Genomic DNA, 14,322 nt, shown 5'->3' on the forward strand with positions numbered 1-14,322 from the left:
TCTCTTGTGGGAACAGGGCTTGCTAATGCTGATGATTCGCTTCCTTCCAGTAACTATGCGCCGCCCGCCGGGGGAACATTCTTTTTGCTCGCTGACAGCAGTTTTAGCAGCAGTGAAGAGGCGAAAGTGCGACTGGAAGCGCCGGGGCGTGATTATCGACGCTATCAGATGGAAGAGTACGGTGGCGTGGACGTTCGCCTGTATCGTATTCCTGACCCGATGGCATTTTTGCGCCAGCAGAAAAACCTGCATCGCATTGTGGTGCAACCGAAATATCTGGGCGACGGGCTAAACAATACGCTGACCTGGCTGTGGGATAACTGGTATGGCAAATCTCGCCGTGTAATGCAGCGTACTTTCTCTTCTCAGTCACGGCAGAATGTGACTCAGGCGTTACCTGAATTACAGCTCGGTAATGCCATTGTTAAACCTTCCCGTTATGTACAGAACAGCCAGTTTTCACCGCTGAAAAAATATCCACTGGTGGAACAATTCCGTTATCCACTATGGCAGGCTAAACCGGTCGAGCCGCAGCAAGGGGTAAAACTGGAAGGCGCATCCAACAATTTCATCTCGCCGCAGCCGGGTAATATTTATATTCCTCTCGGCAAACAAGAGCCGGGATTGTACCTCGTCGAGGCGATGATAGGTGGGTATCGGGCAACGACGGTGGTGTTTGTTTCCGATACCGTGGCGCTTAGCAAAGTGTCAGGTAACGAGCTTCTGGTGTGGACCGCAGGTAAAATACAGGGTGAAGCGAAGCCGGGATCAGAGATCCTGTGGACTGACGGTCTTGGCGTGATGACTCGCGGTGTGACCGATGACAGCGGTACCTTGCAGTTACAACATATATCGCCAGAACGTTCATACATTCTGGGTAAGGATGCTGAAGGCGGCGTTTTTGTCTCCGAGAACTTTTTCTACGAAAGCGAAATCTACAACACCCGCTTGTATATCTTTACCGATCGCCCGCTATATCGCGCAGGCGATCGTGTCGATGTTAAAGTGATGGGCCGCGAGTTCCACGATCCGTTGCATTCATCCCCCATCGTCAGCGCACCGGCGAAGCTTTCGGTGCTGGACGCCAACGGCAGTCTGTTGCAAACCGTCAATGTCACGCTGGATGCGCGTAATGGCGGGCAGGGGAGTTTCCGCCTGCCAGAAAATGCCGTCGCCGGAGGTTATGAGTTACGTCTTGCTTACCGCAAACAGGTCTATAGCAGCAGTTTTCGCGTGGCAAACTACATCAAGCCACATTTCGAGATTGGCTTAGCTCTCGACAAAAAAGAGTTCAAAACTGGCGAAGCGGTCAGCGGCAAACTGCAACTGCTCTACCCGGATGGTGAGCCGGTAAAAGATGCCCGTGTGCAGTTAAGTTTGCGCGCTCAGCAATTATCAATGGTCGGTAACGATTTGCGTTATGCCGGACGTTTTCCCGTGTCGCTGGAAGGCAGTGAAACGGTATCCGACGATAGCGGTCATGTGGCGTTAAATCTCCCCGCCGCTGATAAACCAAGCCGCTATTTGTTAACCGTCTCCGCCAGTGACGGTGCGGCGTATCGTGTCACCACCACCAAAGAGATCCTCATTGAACGTGGACTGGCACATTACTCATTAAGTACTGCCGCACAATACAGTAATAGCGGTGAATCGGTTGTGTTCCGTTATGCCGCGCTGGAATCTTCAAAACAGGTTCCTGTTACGTATGAATGGTTGCGTCTCGAAGACCGCACGAGCCATAGCGGAGAGCTACCGTCAGGCGGCAAATCCTTTACCGTCAATTTCGCTAAACCTGGCAACTACAATCTGACATTACGCGATAAAGACGGCTTAATTCTCGCTGGGTTAAGTCATGCCGTCAGCGGTAAGGGCAGCACGGCGCATACTGGTACGGTAGATATCGTGGCGGATAAAACGCTGTATCAGCCAGGCGAAACTGCGAAGATGCTGATTACCTTTCCGGAGCCAATTGATGAAGCATTATTGACGCTGGAACGCGATCGCGTGGAACAGCAGTCGCTGCTTTCGCATCCGGCAAACTGGCTGACGTTACAACGTTTAAACGATACCCAGTATGAAGCCCGGGTTCCAGTGAGCAATTCCTTTGCGCCTAACATCACTTTTTCGGTGCTGTATACCCGTAACGGTCAGTACAGTTTTCAGAACGCCGGGATCAAAGTTGCCGTTCCCCAGCTGGATATCCGGGTGAAAACGGACAAAACCCATTACCAGCCTGGTGAACTGGTCAATGTCGAATTAACCTCGTCGCTGAAAGGTAAACCTGTTTCTGCGCAGTTAACGGTAGGCGTGGTCGATGAAATGATCTACGCGCTGCAACCGGAAATCGCGCCGAATATCGGCAAATTTTTCTATCCGCTGGGGCGTAACAATGTGCGTACCAGCTCCAGTTTGTCGTTTATCAGCTACGACCAGGCGCTCTCCAGCGAGCCGGTTGCGCCTGGCGCAACTAACCGCAGCGAGCGGCGAGTAAAAATGCTTGAACGTCCACGGCGTGAAGAGGTGGATACCGCGGCATGGATGCCGTCACTCACAACCGATAAACAAGGCAAAGCGTATTTCACGTTCCTGATGCCTGATTCGTTAACCCGCTGGCGTATCACCGCGCGTGGGATGAACGGCGACGGGCTGGTCGGGCAGGGGCGTGCTTATCTGCGTTCGGAAAAAAATCTCTACATGAAGTGGAGTATGCCAACGGTGTATCGCGTGGGCGACAAACCGGCGGCAGGACTGTTTATCTTCAGTCAGCAGGATAACGAACCGGTGGTGCTGGTGACTAAATTTGCAGGCGCTGAGATGCGCCAGACGCTGACGCTGCACAAAGGGGCGAATTATATTTCGCTGACGCAGAATATTCAGCAATCTGGCTTGTTAAGTGCAGAACTGCAACAAAATGGGCAAGTGCAGGACAGCATTAGCACAAAACTGTCTTTTGTGGACAACAGCTGGCCCGTTGAACAGCAGAAAAATGTCATGCTCGGCGGTGGCGAGAACGCGCTGATGTTGCCCGAGCAGGCGAGCAATATCCGGCTTCAAAGTAGTGAAACGCCGCAGGAGATTTTCCGCAACAATCTTGATGCGTTAGTCGATGAACCGTGGGGTGGGGTGATCAACACCGGTAGCCGTCTGATCCCGCTCAGTCTCGCCTGGCGTTCGCTTGCCGATCATCAAAGTGCCGCCGCTAACGACATTCGTCAGATGATTCAGGATAACCGTCTGCGGCTGATGCAACTGGCAGGGCCCGGTGCGCGCTTTACCTGGTGGGGTGAAGATGGCAATGGTGACGCCTTCCTCACGGCATGGGCATGGTACGCCGACTGGCAGGCCAGCCAGGCGCTCGGCGTAACGCAACAACCGGAATACTGGCAGCATATGCTCGACAGTTATGCCGAGCAGGCAGATAACATGCCGTTATTGCATCGGGCGCTGGTGCTGGCGTGGGCGCAGGAGATGAATCTGCCGTGCAAAACGTTGTTGAAAGGGTTGGATGAAGCTATCGCCCGGCGCGGAACTAAAACTAAAGATTTCTCTGAGGCAGACACCAGCGATATCAATGACAGTCTGATCCTCGATACACCTGAATCTCCACTGGCAGATGCGGTGGCAAACGTCTTAACCATGACGTTGCTGAAAAAAGCGCAGTTGAAGTCCACTGTGATGCCACAGGTTCAGCAATATGCGTGGGATAAAGCGGCAAACAGCAATCAGCCGCTGGCGCACACGGTTGTGCTGCTCAATAGCGGGGGCGACGCTACCCAGGCGGCTGCTATTTTAAGTGGTTTGACCGCTGAGCAATCTACTATTGAGCGCGCGCTGGCCATGAACTGGCTGGCGAAATATATGGCGACAATGCCTCCAGTTGTTTTGCCTGCGCCTGCGGGCGCATGGGCCAAACATAAGTTAACTGGAGGGGGCGAATACTGGCGTTGGGTTGGTCAGGGCGTGCCGGACATTCTCTCTTTTGGTGACGAATTATCGCCGCAAAATGTGCAGGTCCGCTGGCGTGAACCGGCAAAAACGGCTCAACAAAGTAACATTCCGGTGACCGTTGAACGCCAGTTGTATCGGCTTATCCCCGGTGAAGAAGAGATGAGCTTTACTCTGCAGCCGGTGACCAGCAATGAGATTGACAGCGATGCGCTGTATCTCGATGAAATTACGCTTACCAGCGAGCAGGATGCCGTTCTGCGCTACGGTCAGGTGGAAGTACCGCTCCCGCCAGGGGCTGACGTTGAGAGGACTACGTGGGGCATTTCGGTCAATAAACCGAACGCTGGAAAACAGCAGGGGCAGTTGCTGGAAAAAGCGCGAAATGAAATGGGCGAACTGGCCTATATGGTGCCGGTGAAAGAACTGACGGGAACGGTCACTTTCCGCCATTTGCTGCGCTTCTCGCAAAAAGGGCAATTCGTTCTGCCTCCTGCTCGTTATGTGCGTTCCTATGCACCTGCACAGCAAAGTGTTGCGGCAGGGAGCGAATGGACCGGGATGCAGGTGAAATAAGTGAACTGGCGCAGAATCGTCTGGCTATTAGCGTTGGTTACTCTGCCAACGCTTGCGGAGGAGACGCCGTTACAACTGGCGCTGCGGGGCGCGCAGCACGATCAACTGTATCAGCTGTCGTCATCAGGCGTGACCAAAGTCTCAGCATTACCTGACACGCTCACCACGCCGTTAGGGAGTTTATGGAAACTGTATGTTTACGCCTGGCTGGAGGATACCCATCAACCAGAGCAGCCCTACCAGTGTCGCGGAAACTCCCCGGAAGAGGTTTATTGTTGTCAGGCTGGGGAGAGTATAACGCGCGATACCGCGCTGGTACGCTCCTGTGGGCTCTATTTTGCGCCGCAACGGTTGCATATTGGTGCAGATGTTTGGGGGCAATACTGGCAACAGCGTCAGGCACCTGCGTGGTTAGCGTCTCTTACTACGCTGAAGCCAGAAACCTCGGTAACGGTTAAATCGCTGCTTGATTCATTAGCGACGTTACCTGCGCAAAACAAAGCTCAGGAAGTCTTACTGGATGTGGTGCTGGACGAGGCGAAAATCGGTGTCGCATCCATGCTCGGTAGTCGGGTAAGGGTGAAAACCTGGAGCTGGTTTGCCGATGATAAACAGCAAATCCGTCAGGGTGGTTTTGCCGGCTGGTTAACCGATGGTACACCGCTGTGGGTTACTGGCAGTGGCACCAGCAAAACGGTACTGACCCGTTATGCGACGGTGCTTAATCGGGTTTTGCCAGTGCCGACGCAAGTTGCCAGTGGGCAATGTGTAGAGGTGGAGCTGTTTGCCCGCTATCCGCTGAAGAAAATCGCAGCGGAAAAGAGTACGACGGCAGTAAAACCCGGCGTACTTAATGGGCGCTATCGTGTGACGTTCGCCAATGGTAACCACATTACGTTTGTCAGCCACGGTGAGACGACCTTACTGAGCGAAAAGGGCAAACTGAAATTGCAGTCGCATCTCGATCGTGAAGAGTATGTTGCCAGAGTTCTGGATCGCGAGGCGAAAAGTACGCCCCCTGAGGCAGCGAAAGCCATGACCGTGGCGATACGCACTTTTTTACAGCAAAACGCCAATCGGGAAGGCGATTGCCTGACCATCCCTGACAGCAGCGCCACACAGCGTGTTTCGGCTTCGCCAGCGACCACGGGGGCGCGAACGATGACCGCCTGGACGCAGGATCTTATCTATGCGGGCGATCCGGTTCATTATCACGGCAGTCGCGCTACCGAAGGGACGCTTTCCTGGCGGCAAGCCACGGCCCAGGCGGGGCAGGGAGAGCGTTACGACCAGATACTCGCGTTTGCTTATCCCGATAACAGCCTTAGCCGCTGGGGAGCGCCACGCTCAACCTGTCAGTTATTACCCAAAGCGAAAGCCTGGCTGGCGAAAAAAATGCCGCAGTGGCGGCGTATATTGCAAGGCGAGACGGGCTACAACGAACCAGACGTGTTTGCGGTCTGTCGTTTAGTCTCAGGTTTCCCCTATACCGATCGGCAGCAGAAACGGCTGTTTATTCGTAACTTCTTTACGCTTCAGGATCGGCTGGATTTAACCCATGAGTATCTGCACCTGGCCTTTGATGGTTATCCCACCGGGCTTGATGAGAACTATATCGAAACGCTGACCCGACAATTATTAATGGACTAATGCTATGCGAAAGATTTTTCTTCCGTTGTTACTGGTGGCGCTTTCGCCTGTCGCTCACAGTGAAGGTGTGCAGGAAGTCGAGATTGATGCACCGCTCTCTGGCTGGCATCCGGCAGAGGGCGAAGATGCCAGTTTTTCACAATCGATCAATTACCCGGCGTCGTCCGTCAACATGGCAGATGATCAAAATATCTCAGCGCAGATCCGCGGCAAAATAAAGAATTATGCTGCGGCGGGTAAAGTTCAGCAGGGCCGGCTGGTGGTCAACGGTGCCAGTATGCCGCAGAGAATTGAATCCGATGGTTCATTTGCACGCCCTTATATTTTCACTGAAGGCAGCAACAGCGTGCAGGTCATCAGCCCGGATGGGCAAAGCCGGCAAAAAATGCAGTTTTACTCAACGCCGGGTACAGGAACGATTCGTGCACGTTTACGGCTGGTTCTCTCGTGGGATACGGACAATACCGACCTCGACCTTCACGTTGTTACGCCCGATGGCGAACACGCCTGGTACGGTAACACCGTGCTGAACAACAGTGGTGCACTGGATATGGATGTCACGACGGGGTACGGCCCCGAGATTTTCGCCATGCCAGCGCCAGTTCACGGGCGCTATCAGGTGTATATCAACTACTATGGCGGACGCAGCGAAACGGAATTAACCACCGCCCAACTGACGCTGATCACCGATGAAGGATCGGTCAATGAGAAACAGGAAACATTTATTGTACCGATGCGTAATGCTGGCGAGCTGACGCTGGTGAAAAGTTTTGACTGGTGATTAATGGGGTTACCTTCGCCGTCGATGTTCAAGAAAACGCCCGATAACTTTCGCTATCGGGTGTTTTTATTGGTTAATTCAACCGTTCAATCACCATCGCAATTCCCTGGCCGCCACCAATGCACAGTGTTGCCAGCCCCAGCGTTTTATCGCGTGCCTGCATGGCATGTAATAGTGTGACCAGAATACGAGCACCACTGGCACCGATAGGATGCCCGAGCGCGATGGCCCCGCCGTTGACATTCACTTTCTCAGAATCAAAGCCCAGGGTTTTCCCAACGGCAAGGAACTGTGCGGCAAATGCTTCATTAGCCTCAATGAGATCAATATCCGCCAGTTGCAGCCCCGCCAGTTGTAACGCTTTTTGCGTGGCAGGTACTGGTCCCATACCCATCAATGCGGGGGGCACGCCACCGCTGGCATAACTTTTAATGCGAGCCAGGGGGGTAAGGCCTGCTGCCAGCGCCGCAGATTCTTCCATAATCACCAGAGCGGCAGCACCGTCGTTAATACCAGACGCGTTCCCGGCGGTGACTGTTCCTGCTTTATCGAAGGCCGGGCGCAATGCACCTAACGCTTCAGCCGTTGAATTCGCTTTCGGGAATTCGTCTTGACTGAAGACGAAGGTTTTCTTCCGGGTGACAATATTTACCGGGACGATTTCGGCTGTAAAAGCACCGGACTCAATTGCAGCTGCCGCTTTACGCTGTGAATGTAGCGCCAGTTCATCCTGCATTTCTCGGGTAATTCCGTACTCTTTGGCCACGTTCTCGGCGGTAATCCCCATATGATAACCATGAGTGGCGCACATCAGACCATCGCGCAGGATTACGTCATAAACCTGTCCGTCTCCAAGACGATAACCAGAGCGTGCTTTTGCATCGAGTAAGTAGGGCGCTAAACTCATATTTTCCATACCCCCCGCCACAATGCTTTGCGCCTGACCTGCCTGAATTGCCTGGGCGGCAAGCGCCACACTTTTAAGACCCGAACCACACACTTTATTGACCGTGAATCCGCACACCGTTTCTGCCAGCCCGCTTTTTAACAGTGCCTGACGCGCCGGATTTTGCCCCAGCCCGGCTTGCAACACGTTACCCATAATCACTTCATCAATGTGTAGTGAATCGATTTTTGCACGTTCAATGGCGGCTTTAATTACTGTCGCCCCCAGGTCGATGGCGCTGGTGGAAGCGAGTGAACCGTTAAAACTACCGATAGCAGTACGTACCGCACTGACGATGACACAATTTTTCATTTTATATTCCTTCTGTCTGTAGGGTTGCCGTCAGAACAGCGTTAAACCAATGACGAAAATGACGCCGGAGAAGAGCAGGGCAGTGATGCAATAGCCCATGATGTCGCGGACACCGAGTCCGGCGATTGCCAGTGCTGGCAGCGCCCAGAACGGTTGTGCCATGTTCATCCATTGCTCGCCGTAGGCGATCGCCATTACCGATTTACCGAGATCAGCGCCCAGCGCCTGGGCTGCGGGTATCACGAAAGGTCCCTGAATAACCCAGTGACCGCCGCCAGACGGAACGGCGAAGTTAATCAGTGCAGAACTAAAAAAGGTCATTACCGGGAAGGTGTCTTTGTTCGCAACATTGATGAAGAATTCGGTAATGAGTCCGCCCAGACCGGAATGCTCCATCATCAGTTGGATCCCAGCGTAGAAGGGGAATTGCACCAGAATACCGGCAGTACTGCGTGCTGCCGCGCTGATAGCACGCATATAAGCCATTGGCGTTTTATGTAGCAGCAGACCCGCAATCATAAACATCAGGTTGACGGTATTGATGGTGATGTTGAAGCCATGTTCGCTGAAGTACATCGCAAGGTAAGCGATACCGAGTGCGCCGATGATCAACGTCAGAATGCGGCTTTCTTCCAGTCGCTCGGATGGTGGGGCATCTTTCGGTAGCTGCTTTTGGAAATCAGCCTCTTCCATGAGTAGTTTCGGATCGATACTCACCACGTCAGACGGTTTTGGCATCATCATGCGGGTGATAAATGGCATCACCACAATCAACGCCACAGTGATGAAAATGTTAAAACCACTGAACAGAGTATCGCCCACCGGGATCAGCCCGGCGATATGCTCAACCGGGTTGCCCGGTGTTGCAGCCAACAGAGGCATTGAGCCAGAGAAACCGCCACCCCAGGTGAGAAAACCAATGTAGGCGCAGGCAATGAGCAACGGATAATCAGAACCGGGTACTCGGCGGGCGACTTCACGGGCAAACATTGCGCCGACAACCAAACCAAATCCCCAGTTGATGACACAAGCGACTGAACCGAAGAAAGTAACCAGCATGACGCCCTGTACGGGCGTCTTTGCGGCGGAGGCGGCAGTACGCAGCAAACTTTTTACCGGAGCAGAGCTGGCAAGGGCATGACCGGTAACGATGATAAGCGCCATCTGCATACCAAACGCCAGCAAGTTCCAGAAACCGTCACCCCACATTTTCACCATGCTGATCGGCGTTTGTGGTGTTAACCAAAGCGCGATCACGAATGTTAGCAATGTCAGCAACATGGCAAAGATCAGTGGATCGGGAAGCCACCGGCTGACAAAACGCGTCATAAAACGCGATATGCGACCAATCATAAATCACCCCGTTGCGTATTCAGGTCGGCAGCTACTTCAAACCGAGCTTCTGTTTTGGCACGCACGGTGGCTAAATCACACCCGTCAGCAATTTCGGTGAGCCACATTTTGCCGTCAATAAAACGAAAGACAGCCAGTTCAGTAACCAGCATATGCACCGCATGTTGCGCAGTGAGTGGCATGGTGCAGCGGCGCAAAATTTTTGCTGAACCATCTTTGGCGCAATGTTCCATGGCGATGATCACTTTGCGTGACCCGGTCACCAGATCCATCGCGCCACCCATACCGGGCACCATTTTCCCAGGCACTACCCAGTTCGCGAGGTTTGCTTCTTCGTCTACTTGCAAACCGCCGAGCACGCAGGCATCAATATGACCGCCACGGATTAGCGCAAATGACATGGCGCTATCAAACATGGCTGCGCCGGGTAAAATGCCGCACGGTTGTCCGCCAGCGTTCACCAGATCTGGATGCGCTGTCGTGACCGGGCCTAAACCGAGGAAGCCGTTTTCCGATTGCAGAGTGATATGAATACCCTCCGGTAAATAATTGGCGACCATTGTGGGTAAACCGATCCCTAAGTTAACGATGTCACCATCACGAAGCTCTTGCGCCACACGGCGCGCAATACGTTGTTTCGCATCCATTATTTGCTCTCCTGTGAAACGATGATGTGGTCGATAACGGCACCAGGGGTGACAATATGGTCAGGTTGCAGCTCGCCGGTTTCGACCAGTTCATCTGGCTCTACCAGCGTGATATCAGCCGCAAGGGCTATCAGGGGGTTAAAGTTGCGGGCGCTAAGGTGATAGGTCAGGTTGCCAAGTGTGTCGCAACGATGAGCGCGAATGAGCGCCAGGTCGGCGCGCAGCGGGCGTTCGAGCAGCCAGGTTTTACCGTCGAGTGTCAGTGTCTGTTTGCCTTCCTCTACGACGGTGCCGACACCCGTTGGGGTGAGAAAACCACCAAGTCCAGCTCCGCCACAGCGAATTTGCTCGATTAGCGTACCTTGCGGCACCAGAACGACGTCCATCTCACCAGAAATCATGCGCCGACCTGTTTCCGGGTTGGTACCGATATGTGAAGCAATCACTTTGCGGACTCGACCATTGACGATGAGCGGACCGATGCCGGTATCAACAAACGCGGTATCATTGGCTATCAATGTCAGGTCGCGAACACCAGATTCCAGTAATGCTTCAACCAGGCGGGATGGAGTGCCAATCCCCATAAATCCGCCCACCATGATGGTCATGCCGTCACGAAAGAAGCCGGTGGCGTCTTGTAATGTCATCAATTTTGTTTTCATTTTTTATCCCTCTTGCATACACCGTTGTGGGTACAGTCAGGGAATAGCAAGGGGAGTGCCAGAATGAGATTATTGGGGGTTGTTATTTAACTAATTGAATAGAAAAGGATAAATTAGATGGGGGTTTATAAGGAGAATGAGCGGCTATGCAGAAAATTGCGCACTGTGCAAATTTCTGCATAGCAAGTTTTGGCGTTATACATCCGCCGGATCGATACCGTATTCCTGGAGTTTATACATCAATGCACGGCGACTGATGCCCAGCATTAACGCAGTGCGGGTTCGGTTTCCTTCTTGTTGTTCCAGCACTTCCATAATGATGCGTTTTTCGACGCGTTTAATTTCCTCTTTTAAATTACGCTCACCGACAGGGGCTGTTTTTGCTTCACCAGCATTACAGACTGGCTGACGAATCTGCGGCGGAAGATCCTCAGAAAAAATGATCGGGCCTGAATTCATCACGACGGCGCGTTCAATAACGTTGGAAAGCTCTCGAATATTTCCCGGCCATGACCAGGCGGTAAGCAGTGACATTGCCATCGGATCGATGTCGATAATATCGCGCTGATTCTCACTACTGAATTTTTGCAAAAAGTGATTAGCTAACAGGGAAATATCTTCCCGGCGATCGCGCAGAGGCGGCAGTATTAAATGAATAACGTTAAGGCGATAAAAGAGATCTTCACGGAAGGTGCCTTCTTTCACCATTGCCTGCAAGTCGCGGTTGGTGGCAGCAATGATGCGGATATCAACTTTTATGGTCTGATGGCCGCCAATCCGTTCAAATTCCCGTTCCTGCAGAATGCGTAGTAATTTGGCTTGCAGTACCAGCGGCATTTCACCAATTTCGTCGAGGAGCAGAGTACCTTCGTTGGCACGTTCAAATAATCCCTGACGCAAGGTTTGTGCACCAGTAAATGCACCTTTTTCATGACCAAACAGTTCACTTTCGAGCAACGATTCCGGCAGTGCCGCGCAGTTGACTTTAATGAACGGCCCCTTTGCCCGCCGCGAATTGTAGTGAATCGCTCTGGCAATCAACTCTTTCCCGGTGCCGCTTTCACCGCTAATCAAGACGCTGGCCTGAGAAAGGGCAATTTTGGCGGTGTCTTTGCAGATGTCCATCATCGCCGGGCTGTTGGTGAGAATGTGCCCCCATTGCCAGCTGGTGCTCAGTGCCTGGTGCAGATGACGGATCTCTTTTTTCATTGACTGGAGTTGTAAAGCGCGCTGAACGATTAAATTCAACTCATCGAGATCAAACGGTTTAATAACATAGTCGAAGGCCCCGCAGCGTAGCGCTTCGACGGCGGTTTCCACTTCAGCATAGGCCGTCATCAGAATAACGGGTGTCCGTGTCTCATGGCTGCGCATCTCCTTGAGTGCCTTGATGCCGTCCATCTCTGGCATGCGGATATCCATCAACACCACGTCAGGGTGAATATCGGCAAACAGGTGTAATGCTGTGCGTCCGTTGTTCGCACAATGTGTTTCGAATCCTTGTAGTGCAAAAGCGGTGCTCAGCATACGGCGAACATTATCTTCATCATCCACAATAAGGATGCGATTAATAGCAGTCATACAGTCTGATTTCCCTGCGGGTTGATCGGTAAAATAAGCGTGAAGGTTGCGCCGTAGCCCGGCAAACTGGCGACGCGAATATCACCCTGATGGGCATTAATGATGCGTTGACTTAACGCCAGACCAAGCCCGGTTCCTGAGGCTTTGGTAGTGAAAAAGGGATCGAAGATCTTTTTTTGCAGCGAGAGATCAATGCCACTGCCGTTGTCCTCTATCGAAATGGCCTGTTGTGAGTCGCTATACTGCCAGGTTCGAATGCGAATTTTCCCTCGTGCACTGATAGCCTGGACGGCATTGATCAGGATATTCAGTAGTACCTGTTTGAGCAGTTCACGATCGGCGTTAATCGGGCTTAATTCATTATCCAGTTCGCTTATGAAGTCGACCCGCGCTTGTACGCCGGCGGTTTGTACCAGTACCAGAGTTTCTTCAACCAATGCATTGAGGCTGACTTGTTGCCATTGACTGTGGCGTGGACGTGAAAATTCGAGCAATTGCTGAATAACTTTGTTAATTGAATCAATTTCTTTGAGTACTACGGACAGATATTCCTGATGTATTAGGTCGCTGGTTTGTTGGCGCAAGATCTGTACATAACCACGAATAGCCGTTAGCGGATTACGTACTTCATGCGCCACGCCAGCCATCAGCTCACCCAGTGTAGCGAGGCGTTCTGCTTGCGCCATGCGGCGCTGGGTTTCTTTGCGGGCAGTTAAATCAGAGAAAATCACCAAAGCACCTATCATTTCACCGTGCGTGTTATGAATACGACTGGTCGTGACACTGAGTTCAATGGTGCGGTCACGGCCTGGAAAACTGATCTCCAGTGCTACATGTTCGGTGCCATGTTCCAGCGTATCCAGTACTGGACTGTAGAACTGAGTATTGTCGAACAACATGGAGTAAGGCTGCCCTACCAGTTCATGACGTTGATAGCCAGTAATGACTTCTGCTGCCGGGTTCATGGTGGTTACATCACCCTGGCGGTCAATGGCAATGACGCCATCGGCAGCGTTTTCAATAATCAGATCGTTAAGTGTCCGCGTTTCACGCAGTGCCTGGGCGAGGTTGTTAACACTCTGACTGATTTGCCCCATTTCACCGGGCAATTGTGGTAATCGAGTGGGAATATTTTGTGCCAGAGTCGAGAGGCCATCGGTGATGATATCTATATTGGCGCTCAGGCGACGGGAGAAAAGGACAATCAACAGCAGGCTTATCAGCAAACCGGCGGTGAGCACAATGATAATCCTCACATCCATTTTCCAGGCCTGGCGGCGAATATCTTCGGTTAATTCATTGGCCCAGATATAGCCGAGGATTTCACCATTACGCTCAATGGGGATCATTGAATTCAAAATATCGCCGCGCACCTGCCTGCCTGAATAAACCAAAGGGGTATTTGTACGCATGACTTCGCGACCAGGGTGATCTGCGGCAATGGTAACGCCGACATTATTCTGATATAGCGCTGAAGGCGCGTAGGTGATTATCGCATCCAGCGTTTTGTTGTAATAACCAGCGCCGATGCCAGGGAAGGCGTGAGTGATATTTTCGGTAATGGGGGCAAGTTCTGCATTTAATGCGCGGATACGCTCCTCACGCGGTAAGTCGATGTAGAGATCGTAGCGATCGCCTAGCGCCTGATTAAGCAGGTTGACCACGGCAGAAAGTTTTTTCTCTTTTTCAGATAAGACTGCTGAACGTCCTTCCGTTTCTACGATATAACCAATAGTAAGCGTTGGGACAATGACCATCAGGATTGCCATCAGAATCATTTGATTGCGTAAGCGGCGTGGATAAATCCACTTCATATAATGCATGCTGAAATCCACTAGTCTTGTCCGGTATATGACGATTATCAGAGGT

9 protein-coding genes are annotated in these 14,322 nt (G+C 52.2%); 3 read left to right on the top strand and 6 right to left on the bottom strand.

Going from position 1 to position 14,322, the window contains the following annotated elements; all coding sequences use genetic code 11:
• Positions 1-6: 6 nt before the first annotated feature.
• From ACJHX7_RS07915 to ACJHX7_RS07925, 3 genes are read left to right on the top strand one after another with little or no spacing between them, the layout of a single operon-like run.
• Entirely contained in the window at positions 7-4,521 is a 4,515-nt protein-coding gene (locus ACJHX7_RS07915; RefSeq protein ID WP_199773147.1) for an alpha-2-macroglobulin family protein, read from the top strand.
• Positions 4,522-6,171 (top strand): YfaQ family protein, encoded by a 1,650-nt coding sequence (locus tag ACJHX7_RS07920; RefSeq protein ID WP_094029697.1) that lies wholly within the window; start codon positions 4,522-4,524, stop codon positions 6,169-6,171.
• Positions 6,172-6,175: 4 nt separating this feature from the next.
• Positions 6,176-6,952, top strand: a complete 777-nt coding sequence (locus tag ACJHX7_RS07925; RefSeq protein ID WP_001225860.1) for a YfaP family protein — start codon at positions 6,176-6,178, stop codon at positions 6,950-6,952.
• 73 nt (positions 6,953-7,025) lie between these two features.
• Here the strand turns inward: ACJHX7_RS07925 and atoB are convergent, their stop codons facing one another.
• From atoB to atoS, 6 genes are all read right to left on the bottom strand, one after another.
• Positions 7,026-8,210, bottom strand: coding sequence for an acetyl-CoA acetyltransferase (gene atoB, locus ACJHX7_RS07930; RefSeq protein WP_000786519.1), 1,185 nt, complete (start codon positions 8,208-8,210; stop codon positions 7,026-7,028).
• A 30-nt stretch (positions 8,211-8,240) separates the two neighbouring features.
• Positions 8,241-9,563 (bottom strand): TIGR00366 family protein, encoded by a 1,323-nt coding sequence (locus ACJHX7_RS07935; protein WP_000580275.1) that lies wholly within the window; start codon positions 9,561-9,563, stop codon positions 8,241-8,243.
• Positions 9,560-10,210 carry an acetate CoA-transferase subunit beta gene (atoA, locus tag ACJHX7_RS07940; protein WP_000339055.1) on the bottom strand — a complete coding sequence of 217 codons (651 nt, stop codon included), beginning with the start codon at positions 10,208-10,210 and terminating at the stop codon, positions 9,560-9,562. Before atoA ends, ACJHX7_RS07935 begins: the two co-directional genes overlap by 4 nt.
• Positions 10,210-10,872: an acetate CoA-transferase subunit alpha gene (gene atoD / locus ACJHX7_RS07945; RefSeq protein WP_000850538.1), complete on the bottom strand. Its 663-nt coding sequence runs from the start codon at positions 10,870-10,872 to the stop codon at positions 10,210-10,212. The genes atoA and atoD overlap by 1 nt, the downstream gene beginning before the upstream one ends.
• A gap of 195 nt (positions 10,873-11,067) precedes the next feature.
• Positions 11,068-12,453 (bottom strand): acetoacetate metabolism transcriptional regulator AtoC, encoded by a 1,386-nt coding sequence (gene atoC, locus ACJHX7_RS07950; RefSeq protein ID WP_000125281.1) that lies wholly within the window; start codon positions 12,451-12,453, stop codon positions 11,068-11,070.
• Positions 12,450-14,276, bottom strand: a complete 1,827-nt coding sequence (gene atoS, locus ACJHX7_RS07955; RefSeq protein ID WP_024224030.1) for a two-component system sensor histidine kinase AtoS — start codon at positions 14,274-14,276, stop codon at positions 12,450-12,452. Before atoS ends, atoC begins: the two co-directional genes overlap by 4 nt.
• Positions 14,277-14,322: the final 46 nt, after the last annotated feature.

The organism is Escherichia sp. WS1451 (genome assembly GCF_046487365.1).
Classification (GTDB): Bacteria; Pseudomonadota; Gammaproteobacteria; order Enterobacterales; family Enterobacteriaceae; genus Escherichia; species Escherichia coli.